A 17940-nucleotide genomic window follows, 5' to 3' on the forward strand; every position below is an offset into this window, starting at 1 on the left:
CTGCAGACGGCAGGGAAACCAACTGAAAACAGCGCACCGAAACGCTCGCAGCCCGAAACAGGGCCGCATCGGCAGGAGTCAGGTCAATGACCAATATCATCGAAGAACTCGAGAAAGAGCAGCTCGAGAAGGTTGCGGCGATGCGCGCCGTTCCCGAGTTCGGCCCCGGCGACACCGTCAAGGTGAACGTGAAGGTCGTCGAAGGCACGCGTTCGCGCGTTCAGGCCTATGAAGGCGTCTGCATCGCCCGTTCGGGTGGCGGCCTCAATGAGAGCTTCACCGTCCGCAAGATTTCCTATGGCGAAGGCGTCGAGCGCGTCTTCCCGGTCTACACCCCGCTGATCGACTCGATCGAGGTTATCCGTCGCGGCAAGGTTCGTCGCGCCAAGCTTTATTACCTCCGCGATCGTCGCGGCAAGTCGGCCCGTATCGTCGAAAAGACCGAGCCCCGCAAGGACAAGGCGAAGGTCTGAACCTCGCCTTTCTGAAAAGGCTGGACGGTTTGAAGGCGGGTCGCATCGATCCGCCTTTTTCTTTGGGATGTCCGATCATGGATGCCTTCAAACTCAGCAATCGCAAGAACTGGGACGAGCGCGCCGATATTCACGCGCAGGACCGCACCGGTTTCTATGCCATCGACGCCTTTCTGGCGGGCGAGGACGTTCTCTATCCGATCGAGAAGCGCGAGATCGGCGATATTGCCGGGCTGAAACTCGCACACTTCCAGTGCCATATCGGCATCGACACGCTCTGCCTCGCGCGCCGCGGCGCCGTCGCGACGGGCCTCGACTTCTCGCCGAACGCCATCGCGCAGGCTCGTACATTGTCCGAGCGCTCCGGGATCAAGGCGGATTTCGTCGAGGGTGAAGTCTATGACGCGCCCGAGCTCATCGGATCGGGTTTCGACATGGTGTTCACCAGCTGGGGTACCATCACCTGGCTGGACGATATTCGTGCCTGGGCACGGGCGATCGCCGGCGTCCTGAAACCCGGCGGCCGGCTCTATTTCGCCGACAGCAACCCCTCCGTCATGCAGCATGAGGAGATCGAGGGATCGATCCGTGCGCGCTATGACTGGCGCTCGGCGCGCGAAAGCCCGCAGCGCTTCGATTCCAAGACGACCTATACCGGGGACCAGACGCCGCTCGTCACCGACGTCACCTATGAATGGATGCGCGGCCTTTCCGACGTGATCGGCGCGCTGCTCGAGGCGGGCATGCGGCTCGATTGGCTGCGCGAGCATGAGACGCTGCCATTCAAGCTGTACCCGATGATGGTGGACGCGGGCGAGCGCATGTTCCGCCTTCCGCCGGGTGTGCCCCGCATGCCGCTCGCGCTTTCGCTGCAGGCCACCAGAACGGGTTGAGCCGCCCTGATCGCATCAACGAACACATTGTCCGCCGATGCGGGCGCTGCTATTTAGAACCCCTATGAACAAGTCGCTCATCACCAGCTGCCATTTGCCGACGACCGCGAATTTCGCGGCCTTGACGGATCATGCGCGGTTGCCCTGGCGTTTCTTCGCCCGGCTGCAGGCGACCGAGGATCGGGGACAGGATCGACTTTGACGGGGCGATGGCCCCGATCGATCCCCCTCATCCGATATCCGATCCTTAGGAAGAAGACGCCATGACCGCTTCGCAGGAAAAACCCCGTACCCTCTACGACAAGATCTGGGACGACCACGTCGTCGAGCAGACCGAGGACGGCACCGCCATCCTCTATGTCGATCGTCACCTCGTGCATGAAGTGACGAGTCCGCAGGCCTTCGAGGGCCTGCGCATTGCCGGCCGCAAGGTGCACCAGCCGGCGAAGACGCTGGCCGTCGTCGATCACAATGTGCCGACGACCGACCGCACGCACGGCATCGAGAACCCGGAATCGGCGCTGCAGGTCGCGACGCTGGCCGAGAATGCCGCCGATTTCGGCGTCGAGTATTATTCCGAGCTCGATCATCGCCAGGGCATCGTCCACATTGTCGGCCCCGAGCAGGGCTTCACCTTGCCGGGCATGACCATCGTCTGCGGCGACAGCCACACCTCGACCCACGGCGCTTTCGGCGCGCTGGCGCATGGCATCGGCACGTCGGAGGTCGAGCATGTGCTCGCCACGCAGACGCTGATCCAGAAGAAGGCCAAGAACATGCTGATCACGGTGGACGGCGTCGCGCCGGCCGGCGTGACGGCCAAGGACATCATCCTCGCCATCATCGGCGAGATCGGCACGGCCGGCGGCACCGGCCACGTCATGGAATATGCTGGCGAGGCCATCCGCGCGCTGTCCATGGAAGGCCGCATGACGGTCTGCAACATGTCGATCGAAGGTGGCGCCCGCGCTGGCCTGATCGCGCCGGACGAGAAGACGTTCGAATATATCAAGGGCCGTCCCAAGGCGCCGTCGGGCGCGAACTGGGACGCTGCGATGCGCTATTGGGAAAAGCTGCATTCGGACGAAGGCGCGCATTTCGACACGCATGTCCGTCTCGATGCCGCGAGCCTGCCGCCGATCGTCACCTGGGGTTCTTCGCCCGAGGACGTCATCGCCATCACCGGTGTCGTGCCCAATCCGGACGACATCGCCGATGAGAATAAGCGTTCGTCGAAGTGGCGCGCGCTCGACTATATGGGCCTGAAGCCCGGCACGAAGATGGTCGACATCCCGATCGAGCGCGTCTTCATCGGCTCCTGCACCAATGGCCGCATCGAAGACCTGCGCGCCGCTGCCGCCATGATCGGTGGCAAGACGGTTCGCGAGGGCGTCAATGCGATGGTCGTGCCCGGATCGGGCCTGGTCAAGGAGCAGGCCGAGGCCGAGGGTCTCGACAAGATCTTCAAGGCGGCGGGCTTCGAATGGCGTGAGCCGGGTTGCTCCATGTGCCTCGCCATGAACGACGACCGGCTGAAGCCGCATGAGCGCTGCGCATCGACCTCGAACCGCAATTTCGAGGGCCGCCAGGGCTTCAAGGGTCGCACCCATCTCGTTTCGCCGCAGATGGCGGCGGCCGCGGCGATCGCCGGCCACTTCGTCGACATCCGCAACTGGGGCTGATCGCCCCGGGCGACATCGCCTGATCGAAAAGGCCCGGCGCCTCGTGGTGTCGGGCCTTTTCGTTTCCGGTCACCAGCGATAGCCGTTCGACCAGAAGCAGCGCTCGCCGACTACCACGCGCTTCCAGTACCAGCCTTGGTAGCCGCGTACCTTCACGGAACGGAAGACCGGCTTGCATACACGATGCGGGCGATGGCCCCATCCCGGCCCACCGGGTCCGCCGCCATGCCAGTACGGACCGTTATGATAGGGCTGCGCCGACGCGGTGCCGGTCATCGCCGTGAGCGAGCCGGCCGCGATAGCGAGTGTGGTGGCTGCAGCGATTAATGTGGTCTTCAGCATTTTGGCGTCTCCTTTTGAAAGGGCGATGTGCTGAACGTCACATCGTCTGGGCGCTATCAAAGGACACGACGCCTGAACCCTGGCTGAGTTCCTCGTTCATCAGGCGTTCAACCGATCATTGATCGTCTTCGCAAACGCGATATTGCATCGCCGCACGCTATGCGACATTTCTATGAATTAGGAATAGGGTCGAGCGGCAGTCGGCTTTGCCGGCCTGCCGACAAGCAATGGTAGCGACCATGGAAACGCTTCCCCTGAGGACACGCTTTGACATCGTCACCCTCACCCCGGACGATGCCCATGAACTGTCACCCCTGATCGCCGCTTACGTGCAGGACATGAAGCACGGCGCCCCGGGGCGACCGGATGATTTCTATGCCCAGACACTGCTCGGCGACCGCACGGCCGAGATCATGGGTGCCCGACTTGACGGCGAACTCGTCGCCTTCGCGGTCTATCATGACCTGCCGGACGCCCTGAGTGGTCGGAGAATCGGCCAGATCGACGACCTTTTCGTCATTCATCATGCACGCGGCCGCGGCATTGCGCGGGCCCTTGTCGATTCACTCACCCGCACCGGCAAGATGCGCGACTGGCTGTCGCTGCGCTGCATGGTTCCGTCGGGATCGGACGAGCGGATCCACTTCGCGGAAACGCTCGGCCCACGGGCGCCGATCGAGAGTTTCACGGTCGATATCGGCCGGCGGCTTACGGTCTGATCATGGCCACATCGCTGAAGATCGGAGCGCTCAAGGCGCCATCGCTCGACGATATCGAAGCGCTCGGCCGTGTCGCGCTCGACACCCTGCCCGAGGAGTTTCGGAAACTCGCCGGCGACGTGGAACTGCGCGTTGACGATTTCCCCACGCCGGAGGTGCTCGACGACCTCGGCGCCGAAACCGAATTCGACCTGCTCGGGCTCTTTCACGGTGTCGGCATGGCTCATGCGCCGGCGGTCGAATATACCGGCGTCATGCCCAATCGGATCTGGCTCTATCGTCGCCCGATCCTCGATTATTGGGCCGAACACGACGAAACGCTCGAAGCGATCGTGAGCCATGTCCTCATCCACGAAATCGGCCACCATTTCGGCCTTTCAGACGACGACATGGAGGAGATCGAGGATGCGGCCGGCTAGGGTGCTGCAACCTCGAAACCCTTGACCCAGGCCAGTTTTCGGCGCATTTAGCCCTGTCCAACCGCTAGTTCCAGGAATGATGGCAATGGAAAAATTCACCACGCTCACCGGTGTCGCGGCCCCGCTGCCGTTCATCAATATCGACACCGACATGATCATTCCGAAGGACTATCTGAAGACGATCAAGCGCACCGGCCTTGGCAAGGGCCTCTTCGCCGAGATGCGCTATAATGACGATGGCAGCGAGAACGCCGATTTCGTGCTGAACAAGCCGGCCTACAGGCATGCCTCGATCATTGTTGCCGGCGACAATTTCGGCTGCGGCTCGTCGCGCGAGCATGCGCCCTGGGCGTTGCTCGATTATGGGATCCGCTGCGTGATCTCCACGTCCTTCGCCGACATCTTCTACAATAACTGCTTCAACAACGGCATTTTGCCCATTCGCGTTTCGAAGGAAGATCTCGACAAGCTCTTCGACGACGCCGATCGCGGCTCCAACTCGACGCTGACGGTCGACCTGGCCTCGCAGGAGATCCATGGCCCCGATGGCGGCATCGTGCATTTCGAAATCGACCCGGCCAAGAAGGAAAAGCTCCTGAACGGCCTCGACGAGATCGGCCTGACCTTGGTCAAGGCGCCGTCGATCGCGACCTTCGAAGAGACGCTCGCCACCGAACGTCCCTGGGCCTGAGCCGCCTCATTCGTTATGACATGCGAAAACGGCGCCCGGATCATCTCCGGGCGCCGTTTTCATTGGGCAACAGCAAACTGACTAGTTGCTGTCGTTATTGTCCGAGGCGGCACGGTTCGGGTTGAACGCGCCCACGCCCTGGTTACCATTCGCCGTTACGCCGACGACCTGGCCCGGCAGAATGCCGTAAAGCTGGGCGCCATTGGCGAACTGGTAGGTCTGGCCGTTCTGCAGCGTCAGCGTGCCAGCGGCCGGGTTGACCGAGACGGCGGTGCCGATCGTCTGCTCAGCGGCGAGCGCCGAGCCGGCAGAGGCGAGGAAAGCGACCGAAGCCGCAGCGATCATGAAATTGCGCATAGTGAATATCCTGTCTTGGGTGACCGGCCCGCCGTCATGCGGCGAACACCGGTCCCCTGGGTTCGAACAGATCCGTGTTCGACGTTTCGCTTAGAACTGGCCGCCGTTATCCGAGCTTTCCGGATGCGGGTTGAAGGCACCGACGCCTTCGGCGCCGTTATGGGTCACGCCCACCGTCTGGCCCGGCAGGATGCCGTAGAGCTGTGCGCCATTGGCGAACTTGAAGCTCTCACCCGACTGAAGGGTCAGCGTGCCCGAAGCCGGGTTGACGCTCTGAACCGTGCCCTCGACCTGGTCAGCGGCAAACGCCGCACCAGCCGAAGCGAGGAAGGCGACCGAAGCCGCAGCGATCATGAAATTGCGCATAGTGAATATCCTGTCTTGGGCGACCGGCCCGCCGTCATGCGGCGAACACCGGCCCCCTGGGTTCGAACAGATCCGTGTTCGACGTTTCGCTTAGAACTGGCTGCCGTTATCCGAGCTTTCCGGATGCGGGTTGAAGGCACCGACGCCTTCGGCGCCGTTATGGGTCACACCCACCGTCTGGCCCGGCAGGATGCCGTAGAGCTGCGCGCCATTGGCGAACTTGAAGCTCTCACCCGACTGAAGGGTCAGCGTGCCCGAAGCGGGGTTGACGCTCTGAACCGTGCCCTCGACCTGGTCAGCGGCAAACGCCGCACCAGCCGAAGCGAGGAAGGCGACCGAGGCCGCAGCGATCATGAGATTGCGCATAGTTTTTGTCCTTGTTCTTGCTGATGGATCTGCCGCCGGGCGGCAGGCCATTTGTTGTTCCGAGCTTTCGCCCGTGGATTAGTTGCTGTCGTTGTTGTCCGAGGCGGCACGGTTCGGGTTGAACGCGCCCACGCCCTGGTTGCCATTCGCCGTTACGCCGACGACCTGGCCCGGCAGGATGCCGTAGAGCTGGGCGCCATTGGCGAACTGATAGGTCTGGCCGTTCTGCAGCGTCAGCGTGCCGGAGGCCGGATTGACCGAGACGGCGGTGCCGATCGTCTGCTCAGCAGCAACAGCTGCACCAGCCGAGGCGAGGAAAGCGACCGAAGCCGCGGCGATCATGAGATTGCGCATGATGAAGTCCTTATTATCTGTATGGGGTGGCCCGCCGACCGGCGGCGGGCCGAGCGAGCGATCGGTCAGCCGATCAGAAGCTCACATCGCTGTCGGAATTGGCCGGGTGGGGATTGAAGGCACCGACACCCTGGTTGCCATTATAGGTGACGCCGATGGTCTGGCCCGGCAGGATGCCGTAGAGCTGGGCGCCATTGGCGAACTTGAAGCTCTCGCCCGACTGCAGGGTCAGCGTGCCATTGGCAGGGTTGACGCTCTGGACGGTGCCTTCAGTCTGCTGTGCGGCAAAAGCCGAAGCGCCCGAGGCGAGAAAAGCGACCGAAGCCGCAGCGAAGATGAAATTGCGCATGATGCAAGTCCCGTTCTTTTCAGTTTCAAACACCGTGGCGGGCGTTGGCCGGAGGTTTTGGCTAGCCGGTGTGTCCGTCGCTGGTGACGCTGATTTGGGGGTAGCTTGCCGGCGAAACAAATCACGCAAATGTCATCCAAGCAGGCCTTGAACTGCCCCTTTGGACGATTTTTTCTTGAGACCGAATTATTCGGATACAGCGTTCCAGATTATGCGGACTTATAGGAACGAAAAATCCAAACGGGGCGCTATTGTTCACTATTCCATGCATAGCTGTTCAACGAAAATAGCGAAGCTCATGATAAGCTTTGCATATTTTCAGCGGCCCCATGACAAGATCGCGAGCGCACTGCGATAACGAGTCGCCGCGCCGTGAGCTGAATGCTCAGCCGGCGCTGCGATGCGTGATCGCAGCAGCGATCGCGAGCGTCCGGCGGGCCATTTCGGCATGAAGGCGCTCGACCATGCGCCCATCCACCATCACCACGCCCTGCCCTGCATGCTCCGGCAGGTCGAAAACCGAGGCGATCCGCTTCGCAAGGGCCAGCTCCGTGGCATCGGGCGAGAATGCTGCGTTGCAGGAGGCAATCTGGGAGGGATGGATGACGGTCTTGCCGTCGAACCCACAATCCCGTGCGGCGGCGCATTCGGACACGAAGCCCTCATGGTCAGCGATAGCGTTGAAGACGCCATCCAATATATCGAGGCCGGCCACCCGGGCAGCGGCCAGGGCCGCCATCATCCAGGCCATCATCGGTGCACGGCCCGCCACCTGTCGTGCCCGCGTCTCACGAGCGAGATCATTGAGGCCAAGCACCAGCGCGGCCAGCGGCCAATGCTCGTCCGCCGATAGCGCGATCGCCAAGGGATCGAGCACGGCACGCGGCGTCTCGATCATCGCCCAGATCGGCAGACGAGGGGCATCGGTGGCACGCAGGACTGCCCGAACCCGCTCTATGTCGGCCGCGAGGGACACCTTGGGGATCAGAACGGCATCCGGCGCCGCCTTCACTATCGCGGCAAGATCCGCATGGCCCCATGGCGAATCGAGTCCATTGCAGCGGATTACGACTTCACCGCGAAAGCCCGACATCCTGAAGCCGACAGCCGCCTCGACGACTCGCCTCCGCGCATCATCCTTCTCTGTCGGCGCCACGGCGTCTTCCAGATCGAGAATGAGGACGTCGGCACCGAGCGTGCCGGCCTTGTCGAGGGCGCGCTGGTTCGATCCCGGCACATAGAGCGCCGTACGGCGCGGACGGATCTGGGTCATCGGCTTGTCATGATCAAAGGCATTGGCTCGACCATAACGATGGGCGGGGCGGTTCGAAAGCGAATCGGCTAGTTTCCGCCCTCATCCTTATGCCGGAGCGAGCCAGGACATGACGGGGACCACCACCGAACGAGCGCCGCGGCCCGCAGTGCTGGTCATATCGAGCACGGTCGTTCGCGGCGCCATCGGCGGACGCGGCGCGATCTTTGCGCTCGAAAGGCTCGGCTTCCCCGTCTGGGCCGTCCAGACCGTGACATTGCCCTGGCATCCCGGACACGGACCGGCTGGCCGGATCGTGCCCGATCGGGCAGCTTTCGTGACGCTGATCGACGATCTCATTCGCGCACCTTGGCTCGGCGAGATCGGCGGCATTCTCTCAGGCTATATGGGCGCTTCCTGGCAGGCAGCCGAGGTCGCGCGGTTGATCGACGCCGTCAAGGCGAAGCGGCCAGACGCACTTTATATATGCGACCCCGTAATGGGCGACGCCGGACGGCTCTACGTACCGGAGCCGACGGCCGTGGCGATCAGGGACGAGCTGGCCGCGCGGGCCGATATTGCGACGCCCAATCTGACGGAACTCAATTTCCTCGCCAGCGTACCGACGGATTCGATGAGCGATGTCGTCGCGCTCGCGGGAACGCTCAGCCCCGCTCGCGTCGTCGTGACATCGGCGCGTAGTGATCAAGGCGATACAGAGACATTGCTGGTCGGGCAGGCCCGGACGATCATTGCGAGCCATCCTCGCATCGAGGGCCGTGTCGCCAATGGCACGGGCGACCTGTTCGCGGGCTTGCTGCTGGGCCGGTTGCTCGAAGGCGCAACCGATGGCGAGGCGCTGCAGCTCGCGACGGCCTCGGTATTCGAGATGCTGGGCGCCGCGCTTCGCCTCGGCACCGATGAACTGCCACTCGCAACCTGCCAGGAAAGTCTGGTTGCTCCCCAAGCCCACATCGCATTGCGCGAGCAATGACCAGCGCGGGCCGCCTCGCCGGCGTCGACGGCTGCCCCAGCGGATGGATCGTGGTTGCCATTGCGGCCGAGGGCCCGCTCGACCCCACAGTGGCGATCGCCACAAGCTTCAAGGCCGTGATGGACGAAGACACCGCCATCATCGCGGTCGATATGCCGATCGGCCTGCCCGACAGCATCGGCCCGACAGGCCGTGGACCCGAACAACGCGTCCGCCCTCTTCTCGGCGGCCGGCAATCCTCCGTCTTCGCGGTTCCCTCGCGCGCGGCTGTCTTCACCGAGGATTATCGCGCGGCCTGCGATGTCGCCGCCGCGACCTCGACCCCGCCGCGCATGGTGGCCAAGCAGTGTTATCACCTCTTCCCGAAAATGCGCGAGATCGACGCGCTGATGACGCCGGCAGCCGAGTCGCGAATCTATGAGGTTCATCCCGAGCTCGCCTTCTGGCGACTGAATGACGATCACGCGCTTGCCCTTCCCAAGAAGGTCAAGGGCCGCCCCGATCCAGCCGGACTCGACGAGCGGCGCGCGATCCTGGTGCGTCACGGCTTTGATGCCGGCTTTCTCGCCCGTGCACCGCGCGGCGCGGGGGCCGACGATCTGCTGGACGCCGCCGCCAATGCGCTGATCGCCCGACGCATCGCTTCCGGCCTCGCCGAACCCTTCCCGCGGGAACCCCAGCGCGACGGCCGCGGCCTGCGCATGGCGATCTGGGCGTGAAACCCGGCGCATGACTTGACCGCGCGGCGCGCGCCCCGCAGAGATTGGGCACTGGGACAGTGTATCCCGCCCAACGCATCAACCCGGAAAGACAGGACCTGCGAACCGCGATGACCAAGCTGAAAATCACTGCCGGCCCCTTCACATTCTACGGCAAGCTCGAAGAGGAAGCCGCGCCGAAGACGGTCGCCGTGTTCAAGAGCCTGCTGCCCTACAAGGAAAAGATCATCCATGTTCGCTGGAGCGGCGAGGGCTGCTGGATCCCGCTCGGCGATCTCGATCTCGGCCTTTCCTATGAAAACCACACCAGCCACCCGGCGCCGGGCGAATTCATCCTTTATCCCGGCGGCATCAGCGAGACCGAGATCCTGCTCGCCTATGGCGGCGTCGATTTCGCGAGCAAGGTTGGCCAGCTCGCCGGCAACCATTTCCTGACCATCACCGAAGGCCGCGAAAACCTTGTCGCGCTCGGCAAGATGACGCTCTGGCAGGGCGCGCAGGACATCCTGTTCGAACTGGCCGAATAATCTCACGCTGCGACGAGCCGGCGCGATAGCGCGCCGGCCCATCCAGAAGCCGCCACGATCGATGGCGCCGTCGCACCCCCGGCGCTCGGCGCTTTCCCGCGCTTTCGCCTTAAGGGCGCTCTCGCCAGCGCGGCCGCTCTCGACACCATTGCCGTCGACCTGCCGATAATTCGCCCAAGCTGGCCTTGCCTCGTCGAAAAAGTCATTATAACGTCCTTACGTCATAATGAATAAGCGACCATTGATCGATGGATCGCCGACATAGAACGGAGGGGTTCCGTGACCATCAGACCATTTATGGGCTTGTTTCTCGGCTCGGCCATTGCAGCGCTCTCGACGGGCCTCGCCTGGGCGGAGGACGTTACCGTCTCGTTCCTGACGCATTGGCCGCCGGAGACGGTCGCCAAGCTCGAGGCTGCCGCCGCGACCTATTCGAAGGATCATGCCGGTGTGAAGATCGAGGTTCGGGCCGTACCGTTCGGCGACCTCCTGACCACGCTCCGCTCGCAGGCCGGCCAGGCCGGCGGCCCGACGATCACCGGCATCTATGACCTCTGGCTGCCCGAGCTCGCCCGCGACAAGCTCGTCAACGCGGCCCCGGAAGCCAACAGCACCGACGTCACGACCAACTGGCCGAAGGGCGTCGCCACGGCGGCGAGCGTCGGCGGCACGGTCTATGGCTATCCGAACGAGATCGACGTCTACGCGCTCAACTACAACAAGAAGCTCTTCGAGGAAGCCGGGATCACGGCAGCGCCGAAGACCTGGGACGAGTTCTTCGCCGCCGCCGAGAAGCTGACCAACAAGGACAAGGGTCAGCAGGGCTTCGGCATGATCAACTCATGGGCCGCGGGCGTGGTCCATCCCTTTGCCTCGCTGCTCGCCTCGAATGGCGGCTCGCTGGTCGTGGACGGAAAGCCGGCGCTCGACAGCGAAAACGCCAAGGAGACCTTCGACCTCTACGAGAAGCTGATCAAGTCCGGCGCCTCGGTTGCAACCATGGGCACGGCCGACGCCAACACGACGGGCCCGTTCCTCGACAATTTCGTGTCCGGCAAGACCGGCATGATCATCATGGCGAACTGGTGGGAATCGGCGCTGAAGGCCGGCATGGGCGAACGCTTCGCCGACATCGCCACTGCGCCGATCCCGGTCGGCCCCAAGGGCGACGGACCGCACTCAATCTCCTACTCCTGGATGACCGTCGTCTCGGAAGGTGCATCCGACGCCGAGAAGAAGGCCGCCTGGGATTTCCTCGCCTGGTTCAACGGTCCTAATTCCGGCGCAAATGGCGCCTCCGCGATGGGTGACCTGCTCCAGTCCATGGGCATCCTGCCGTCGCGCACCTCCGATGTCGCAGCCTTCGCCGAGCGGCTGAAGACACCGTTCCTCGCCGGCTATGTCGACGTGCTCTCGCAGGCTCATCCCTTCCCGACCGTCCTCGGCGGACAGGAATTCACGGAAGCGCTGCAGGGCCATATCGAAGCCGTGCAGTTCGGCAAGGAGACGGCGGCGGAAGCAGCGGCAGCAGCGCAGGCCGATGCGGCCGCGATCCTGGAGAAGGCGGCCAAGTAACCGCCGCGCAAGCTGGCCGCGGCTCGCTGCGGCCCGTTCCGTCACGCTCCTTTCTCATCCCCGGTGCAATCCCGGGGATGAGAAGCAGCCCGCCCTTTCAAACCTTCCTCGAAGACGTCTCGCGAATTCAAACCCCATGCAACGCGTAAGTCGCAGCGAATGACCGGCATCAGAAAATGGACCTTCACCATGCTCGCGCCGGGCATCGGGCTGATTGCGGTCTTCATCCTCGTGCCCATGGCGCTGACGGTCGCGCTCGCCTTCACGAAATGGTCGTCGCAGACACCGTTCTCGACCGCGACCTTCATCGGCCTCGACAATTTCGCCGAGATCTTCGGATCGAGCTCGGTCGGGCGTGACTTCAAGGGCGCCCTGATCAATACCGCGCTCTATGCGCTGCTCTCGATCGCGTTGATCCTGCCGCTCTCCATCCTGTTCGGCATGCTGATCCACCAGGCGCAATTGCGCGGCGCCAATATCCTGCGCACGATCCTGTTCGCGACCTATATGGTGCCGATGATCGCGGTGGCGCTGGTCTTCTCCAAGCTCTATTCGCCGTCGGAAGGTCCGTTCAACCAGATGCTCGGCTGGGTCGGCATCGGTCCGCAGCCCTGGCTCTCCTCGCCCGACACCGCCCTCGTTTCCGTTGTGCTGCTCAATGTCTGGCAACAGGTCGGCTATTTCACGATCCTCATCATTGCCGGCCTGACCCAGATCCCACCCTCGCTCTATGACGCGGCGCGGATCGACGGCGCGCGGGGCCTCAATCTGTTCGGCTTCATCACGCTGCCGCTCCTCAGGCGCACGCTGCTCTTCTCGGCCGTGATCGCGCTCATCAACGCCGTCCAGGTGTTCGAGCCGGTCGCTCTGATCACACAGGGCGGGCCCGTCGGCTCCACCAACGTCATGACCTATTATATCCGCCGCGTTGGCATCGAGCGTGCGCAGGGTGGTCTCGGATCGGCCATGTCCGTGACGCTGCTGCTTGCCCTCGTCGTCACCGTCACGGCGGTCTTCGCCCTTGCCCGCAGGGAGCCGCAGCGATGAGCGCCCGCGACATCACGATCGCCCCCGGCGCCGCCTCGCCCGCCTGGAAGGCCCTGCTCTATCTCCTGATGATCGGCATTGCCGTCGCCTCGGCCTTTCCGCTGGCCTGGATGGTGTTGTCGAGCCTGAAGACGCCGGCCGAGGCAATGCAGACGCCCCCCGTCTGGATACCGGCGACGCCATCGCTCGACGCCTATTCCAAGGTCGCGGAACTGATCAATGTCGGACGCTCCTTCGCCAATTCGGCATTGATCGCCGGCGTGACCACCTTCGGCATATTGGTCACCAGCCTGATGGCGGGCTATGCGTTTTCGAAATACAGGTTCCGCGGCCGCGACGCGCTTTTCGCGATCACCATCGCGACCATGTTCCTGCCGCCCATCGTGACGCTGATTCCGCTCTATCGCCTGGTGGGTTCGCTCGGCCTCAATGCCAGCCTCGTCGGCGTCATCCTGCCGAACCTCGCCAATGCCTTCGGCATCTTCCTGATGCGCCAGTTCATCGCAGGAGTTCCGGACGAACTGCTGGAGGCGGCACGGCTCGATGGCGCCTCTGAGATGCGCATCCTGTTCCAGATCGTGGCGCCTGCCGTCGCGCCTGCCCTCGCAGCACTCGCGCTCTTCGCCTTCGTCTATCACTGGAACAGCTATCTCTGGCCGCTCACGGTCCTGCAGGGCAATTCCGACAACTACCCGATCGTGATCAGCCTCTCCCGCCTGCTCTCCTATAACCGCTCGGCCGTGAACACGAACCTCGTCATGGCTGGCGCGACGCTCGCCGTCCTGCCGCCGCTGATCCTCTTCGTCTTCCTCCAGCGCTTCTTTGTCCGCACCATCACCGCTTCCGGGATGACCGGACAATGAGCAACAACCAGCCTCACGTCCTGGCGCTCGATCTTGGCGGCACCAGCCTGCGCGCCGCCTTCGCGCCGATCGAATATCCGACCGCGCTGGAAAGCATCGGACGATGGCCGGCGCCCGATAGCGCAGCCGCACTCCGCGACAAGGTCATCGAGATCATCGCTGCGCATACGGCGTCGGGCCCGCTCGCCGGCATCGGAATCACCATACCGGGGCTTGTCGAAGGCACGGTTTCGCGCTGGGTGCCGAATTTGCCGTATCTCGACGGCATCGACCTCGCCGGTCTGTTGAGGCCCGCGGGGGCGCCCGTCGCTGCCGGCAACGACGCGCAGATCGCACTGCTGGCGGAAGCAACCGTCGGCGCCGCCCAGGGGCTCGACGACGCGATCCTGCTTGCGATTGGCACCGGCATCGGCTCGTCGGTGCTCGCCGGGGGCCGGATCGTGCGCGGCGCGCATGGCGGCGCCTGTTCGTTCGGCTGGGCCGTCGCCGATGTGACGGATCGCGGGGGCGACCGTTCCGGTTGGCTCGAGCGCCAGGCAGCCGGCCGCGCGCTCGATGCGCGCGCCGAAGCGGTGGGTCTCGCCAATGGCGCCGCACTCATCGATGCGGCGCGATCCGGTGACGCTACGGCAAGAGCAGCGATCGATGCGGCCGGAACCGCGCTGGGCACGGCGCTCGCCGGCGCCGTGGCGCTGCTCGACCCGCAGGCGATCCTCCTCGCCGGCGGCGTATCCGAGACGATCGACGTCCTCGGACCGCCGCTCCTCGAATCCCTTCGACGGCATGTCCCGCCGCATCTGAGGACAATCAGCATCCGACCCGGCCTGTTCGGCCCGCGCGCAGGCCTTGTCGGCGCCGCAGTGGCTGCGGGGCATGGACCGCAATGGTGGAGAATAAGATGAGCAGCGATCCGATTGTTTCGCTCGACCGCCGCCGCCCCGAACCGCTCTGGCATCAGGCGGAGCGCGCCATTCGTGCCCGCATCGAGGCGGGCGAATGGCCGGCAGGCACCCGTATTCCGGCCGAGGATCGGCTCTGCGAACTGCTCGGCGTCAGCCGCATCACCGTGCGCCACGCGCTGCGAAACCTCGAATCGCTGGGCCTGCTCCGGCGCGAGCATGGACGCGGCACCTTCGTCAGGAGCGCGACCGTCGTCGCCGGCCTGCGTGGGTTGACGAGCTTCACCGAGGAAATGGCCGCGCTCGGGCTCGTGGTCGGCTCCACATTGCTTTCGCAGGAGATCATCCCCGCCGATGCGATGACGTCCGCCGCGCTCGAGATCGAGGAAGGCGAGCCGGTCCTGCGAATCCGCCGTCTCCGCCTCGGCAATGACGCGCCGATCGGCGTGCAGGCGGCCCATCTGCGACTCGACCGGGTGCCGGGACTGATCGACGAGGACCTTTCCAAGGGCTCTCTCTATGATCGGCTCGACCGGCTCTACGGCATCCAGCCGACCGAAGCGACCGAGACCTATCGTGTCGGCGCCGTCGACGCCGTCGACGCAGCCCTTCTCGGCGTAGCCCCCGGCAGCGCCGCCTTCGTGGTCGAGCGCGTCACCGTCGATCCACGCGGCCCCTATGAATTCACCCATTCGATCATGCGCGGCGATCGCTACGAGATCCGCTCCACGCTGCGCGTCTGACCCGATCCCCTCCCATTACCCCCAAGGAGACTGCAATGTCCGATTTCTACCTGCACCGGCTGATCAAGCTGATCGAAAAGGCCGGTTCGGCCAATGATTCCAACCTGACCGAGGCGGCCGCGAAGTTCTCCGAGACGCTGGCCAAGGGCGGGCTGATCCATCTCTTCGGTTCGGGCCATTCGGTGCTGCCCACCCAGGAGGCCTTCCCGCGCTATGGTTCCTATGTCGGCTTCAACCCGCTGACCGACCCGCGTGTCATGTGGCACAACGTGCTCGGCGCCGGCGGCGTGCGCGAACTGCTCTGGCTGGAGCGGACCGAAAACTACATCGACAAGTTCCTCGACCACCAGCCGCTCAATCCCGGCGATTCGATCATCATCTACTCGCATTCCGGCACCAATTCCGCCGGCATCGAGACGGCGATCTATGCCAAGAAGCGCGGCCTCTTCGTCGTGGCGATCACCTCCAAGGCGAACGACAAGCCCGCCAAGCACTCCTCCGGCAAGCGGCTGAAGGATGCGGCCGACATCGTGATCGACACGAACTCGCCGGTCGAGGACGCGATCGTCCCGATCGAGGGCTGGAGCCGTCCGGTCTCGGGTTCGTCGACGGTGCTCGCGATGATCCTGACGCATGAGCTGATCGCGCGGACCGCCGATGCGCTGTCGAAGAAGGGCGTCGAGCTGCCGGTTTTCGCGTCGCCGACCATCGAGGGCGTCACGCTGCACGACACCGACATCATCTATGGCATCTATCGCGAGAAGATGCTGGAAGCCCAGCAGAAGCACCTGAAGACCTTCCAGGACACCATGAAGGGCTGATCCACGCCCCGACTGACGAATTTAAGCCGCGGGGCCCACTCCGCGGCTTTTTTCTTGGGCACAGCATTCCCCAAGCGAACTCGCTCTCCCTGTGAATCCGGGGAAAGATCGCAGCGCAACCATTCGAACCCGCATTGCGGGATACACGATCGAGCCAGTCGGGTTTGTTGACAGCGCCCGCCCGTTGGGGAATGCTCGCCTTCGGCACGCGGTTTCAGGCCCGCGACCATGAGGATGGAGGACGGCGGCGGCCGCGCAAGCGGCCTTGAATGCAACATTGTGGGGACCTGGACGATAGGAGACGAACATGACCTTCGCCTACGATTTTGTCTGCGATCAACCCGTGCTGCGGCGCGCCGAAACGCCTCTCGCTTCCCTTGCGGCCGAAAAGGCCCGCCGCCAGCCGAAACGCGAAAGACCGGCCGACGACGACAGCGACGAGACCTCGGATGTCGTCTGGACGCTCGCCTACTGGTCCTGGCTCTGACGTTTAGTCCGGTGAACGACCGGACCCATCAACCGTCGACGGGATCCTTGGCCAACGGGTGATGCTCGGCGACCAGCGCCCGAAGCCGCTCTTCCAGCACATGGGTATAGATCTGGGTCGTCGAGATGTCGGCATGACCCAGCAATTGCTGCACGATCCTGAGATCGGCGCCGTTCTGCAGCAGATGACTCGCAAAAGCGTGGCGCAGCACATGCGGCGAGACACGCTTCGACGGAATTTGCGCGGCCGCCGCGAGATCCTTCAAATCGCGCGCAAAGGCCTGGCGGGTGAGCGTGCCCGTCTCGCCGAAGGATGGAAACAGCCATTGGCTGCTCGGCGCCTTGCCTTCATGCTCGCGGCGGAGCGCGACATAGCGGCTGATCGCGTCGCGCGCGCGCTCGGTGAGCGGGACGATCCGCTCCTTGCCGCCCTTGCCGCGCACCGTGATGAAGCGCAGATCGGCCCGGGCCGCCGAGGCCGGTAATGCGACGAGTTCCGAGACCCGCATGCCGGAGGCATAGAGGGTCTCGAGCAGCGCCGCGAGCCGCGCCGCGCGCAGGGCCGCGATCGGCGTCTTGGCGGTGAGGATCGCCGCCTCCGCGGTCCCCAGCAGGCGATCGACCTCCGCCTCGGACAGGATCTTCGGCAAGGGCGCCTTCTTCTTCGGGCCCTCGACAATGCCCGAGGGATCGTCCGTCCGCACGCCCTCGGTAAACAGGAAGCGATGCAGTTGGCGAAGCGCCGAAAGGCGCCGTGCCGCCGACGATGCCGCAAAGCCCCGCGTCTCGAGATCGATCATGTAGCCGCGAATTTCGCCGATGCCGGCCTTCTCGAAATCCGACGCATTCGAGGCGAGATAGCCCGCATAGTCCTCGAGGTCGCGGCGATAGGAAATGAGCGTATTGGGCGAGGCGCCGCGCTCGGCGCTCATCATTTCCAGAAAGGCCTCGAGATGGTGCAGCCCGGCAAGTGCCGGCCTGCTCTTTCGTGTCACGCTCATCT

At 64.1% G+C, this 17940-nt stretch carries 24 protein-coding genes; 16 read left to right on the forward strand and 8 right to left on the reverse strand.

Going from position 1 to position 17940, the window contains the following annotated elements; all coding sequences use genetic code 11:
• Positions 1–86: 86 nt before the first annotated feature.
• The 3 genes from rplS (at position 87) to leuC (ending at position 3048) form a co-directional block, all read left to right on the forward strand.
• Positions 87–473: a 50S ribosomal protein L19 gene (gene rplS, locus QO014_RS07790; protein ID WP_266348114.1), complete on the forward strand. Its 387-nt coding sequence runs from the start codon at positions 87–89 to the stop codon at positions 471–473.
• A 77-nt stretch (positions 474–550) separates the two neighbouring features.
• The gene (locus tag QO014_RS07795) at positions 551–1366 is read left to right on the forward strand and encodes a class I SAM-dependent methyltransferase (protein ID WP_266348115.1); all 816 of its coding nucleotides are present in this window, start codon (positions 551–553) and stop codon (positions 1364–1366) included.
• A 263-nt stretch (positions 1367–1629) separates the two neighbouring features.
• Positions 1630–3048 carry a 3-isopropylmalate dehydratase large subunit gene (gene leuC, locus QO014_RS07800; RefSeq protein ID WP_266348116.1) on the forward strand — a complete coding sequence of 473 codons (1419 nt, stop codon included), beginning with the start codon at positions 1630–1632 and terminating at the stop codon, positions 3046–3048.
• A 69-nt stretch (positions 3049–3117) separates the two neighbouring features.
• Here the strand turns inward: leuC and QO014_RS07805 are convergent, their stop codons facing one another.
• Positions 3118–3390 carry a hypothetical protein gene (locus tag QO014_RS07805; protein WP_266348117.1) on the reverse strand — a complete coding sequence of 91 codons (273 nt, stop codon included), beginning with the start codon at positions 3388–3390 and terminating at the stop codon, positions 3118–3120.
• Between the two features lie 239 nt (positions 3391–3629).
• On the opposite strand from QO014_RS07805, the gene QO014_RS07810 reads away from it, so the two are divergent.
• The 3 genes from QO014_RS07810 to leuD all read left to right on the forward strand — a co-directional run bounded on the left by QO014_RS07810 (position 3630) and on the right by leuD (position 5219).
• On the forward strand, positions 3630–4109 hold the full coding sequence (locus QO014_RS07810) for a GNAT family N-acetyltransferase (protein WP_266348118.1): 480 nt from the start codon (positions 3630–3632) through the stop codon (positions 4107–4109).
• 2 nt (positions 4110–4111) lie between these two features.
• Positions 4112–4528: a metallopeptidase family protein gene (locus QO014_RS07815; RefSeq protein ID WP_266348119.1), complete on the forward strand. Its 417-nt coding sequence runs from the start codon at positions 4112–4114 to the stop codon at positions 4526–4528.
• 85 nt (positions 4529–4613) lie between these two features.
• Positions 4614–5219, forward strand: a complete 606-nt coding sequence (leuD, locus tag QO014_RS07820) for a 3-isopropylmalate dehydratase small subunit (RefSeq protein WP_266348120.1) — start codon at positions 4614–4616, stop codon at positions 5217–5219.
• A gap of 81 nt (positions 5220–5300) precedes the next feature.
• Here the strand turns inward: leuD and QO014_RS07825 are convergent, their stop codons facing one another.
• From QO014_RS07825 to QO014_RS07850, 6 genes are all read right to left on the reverse strand, one after another.
• Complete coding sequence (locus tag QO014_RS07825; RefSeq protein ID WP_266348121.1) at positions 5301–5576, reverse strand: hypothetical protein; 276 nt, start codon at positions 5574–5576, stop codon at positions 5301–5303.
• 90 nt (positions 5577–5666) lie between these two features.
• A complete protein-coding gene (locus tag QO014_RS07830) occupies positions 5667–5942 on the reverse strand; it encodes a DUF1344 domain-containing protein (RefSeq protein WP_266348122.1) in 276 nt (91 codons plus the stop codon).
• A gap of 90 nt (positions 5943–6032) precedes the next feature.
• Positions 6033–6308: a DUF1344 domain-containing protein gene (locus tag QO014_RS07835; protein WP_266348123.1), complete on the reverse strand. Its 276-nt coding sequence runs from the start codon at positions 6306–6308 to the stop codon at positions 6033–6035.
• A gap of 78 nt (positions 6309–6386) precedes the next feature.
• Entirely contained in the window at positions 6387–6662 is a 276-nt protein-coding gene (locus QO014_RS07840) for a DUF1344 domain-containing protein (protein ID WP_266348124.1), read from the reverse strand.
• A gap of 73 nt (positions 6663–6735) precedes the next feature.
• On the reverse strand, positions 6736–7011 hold the full coding sequence (locus QO014_RS07845) for a DUF1344 domain-containing protein (RefSeq protein WP_266348125.1): 276 nt from the start codon (positions 7009–7011) through the stop codon (positions 6736–6738).
• 385 nt (positions 7012–7396) lie between these two features.
• Positions 7397–8284, reverse strand: coding sequence for an HpcH/HpaI aldolase/citrate lyase family protein (locus tag QO014_RS07850; protein ID WP_266348126.1), 888 nt, complete (start codon positions 8282–8284; stop codon positions 7397–7399).
• A 109-nt stretch (positions 8285–8393) separates the two neighbouring features.
• Here QO014_RS07850 and pdxY point away from each other — a divergent pair, with 109 nt between their 5' ends.
• The 10 genes from pdxY (at position 8394) to QO014_RS07900 (ending at position 16938) form a co-directional block, all read left to right on the forward strand.
• On the forward strand, positions 8394–9257 hold the full coding sequence (gene pdxY, locus QO014_RS07855; protein WP_266348127.1) for a pyridoxal kinase: 864 nt from the start codon (positions 8394–8396) through the stop codon (positions 9255–9257).
• The gene (locus QO014_RS07860) at positions 9254–9976 is read left to right on the forward strand and encodes a DUF429 domain-containing protein (RefSeq protein ID WP_266348128.1); all 723 of its coding nucleotides are present in this window, start codon (positions 9254–9256) and stop codon (positions 9974–9976) included. Before pdxY ends, QO014_RS07860 begins: the two co-directional genes overlap by 4 nt.
• Positions 9977–10086: 110 nt before the next feature.
• A complete protein-coding gene (locus QO014_RS07865) occupies positions 10087–10503 on the forward strand; it encodes a DUF3830 family protein (RefSeq protein ID WP_266348129.1) in 417 nt (138 codons plus the stop codon).
• A 279-nt stretch (positions 10504–10782) separates the two neighbouring features.
• Complete coding sequence (locus QO014_RS07870; protein ID WP_266348130.1) at positions 10783–12078, forward strand: ABC transporter substrate-binding protein; 1296 nt, start codon at positions 10783–10785, stop codon at positions 12076–12078.
• 159 nt (positions 12079–12237) lie between these two features.
• The gene (locus QO014_RS07875) at positions 12238–13125 is read left to right on the forward strand and encodes a carbohydrate ABC transporter permease (RefSeq protein WP_266348131.1); all 888 of its coding nucleotides are present in this window, start codon (positions 12238–12240) and stop codon (positions 13123–13125) included.
• Positions 13122–13988, forward strand: a complete 867-nt coding sequence (locus QO014_RS07880) for a carbohydrate ABC transporter permease (protein ID WP_266348132.1) — start codon at positions 13122–13124, stop codon at positions 13986–13988. Before QO014_RS07875 ends, QO014_RS07880 begins: the two co-directional genes overlap by 4 nt.
• Complete coding sequence (locus QO014_RS07885) at positions 13985–14890, forward strand: ROK family protein (RefSeq protein ID WP_266348133.1); 906 nt, start codon at positions 13985–13987, stop codon at positions 14888–14890. Before QO014_RS07880 ends, QO014_RS07885 begins: the two co-directional genes overlap by 4 nt.
• Positions 14887–15630 carry a GntR family transcriptional regulator gene (locus tag QO014_RS07890; RefSeq protein ID WP_266348134.1) on the forward strand — a complete coding sequence of 248 codons (744 nt, stop codon included), beginning with the start codon at positions 14887–14889 and terminating at the stop codon, positions 15628–15630. Before QO014_RS07885 ends, QO014_RS07890 begins: the two co-directional genes overlap by 4 nt.
• 35 nt (positions 15631–15665) lie before the next feature.
• Positions 15666–16451 (forward strand): sugar isomerase domain-containing protein, encoded by a 786-nt coding sequence (locus QO014_RS07895; RefSeq protein ID WP_266348135.1) that lies wholly within the window; start codon positions 15666–15668, stop codon positions 16449–16451.
• Between the two features lie 307 nt (positions 16452–16758).
• Positions 16759–16938 (forward strand): hypothetical protein, encoded by a 180-nt coding sequence (locus QO014_RS07900; protein WP_266348136.1) that lies wholly within the window; start codon positions 16759–16761, stop codon positions 16936–16938.
• Between the two features lie 28 nt (positions 16939–16966).
• On the opposite strand, the gene xerD is transcribed toward QO014_RS07900, so the two are convergent.
• Positions 16967–17938, reverse strand: a complete 972-nt coding sequence (gene xerD / locus QO014_RS07905; protein WP_266348137.1) for a site-specific tyrosine recombinase XerD — start codon at positions 17936–17938, stop codon at positions 16967–16969.
• Positions 17939–17940: the final 2 nt, after the last annotated feature.

The sequence above is a fragment of the Kaistia dalseonensis genome (genome assembly GCF_030814715.1).
Classification (GTDB): domain Bacteria; phylum Pseudomonadota; class Alphaproteobacteria; order Rhizobiales; family Kaistiaceae; genus Kaistia; species Kaistia dalseonensis.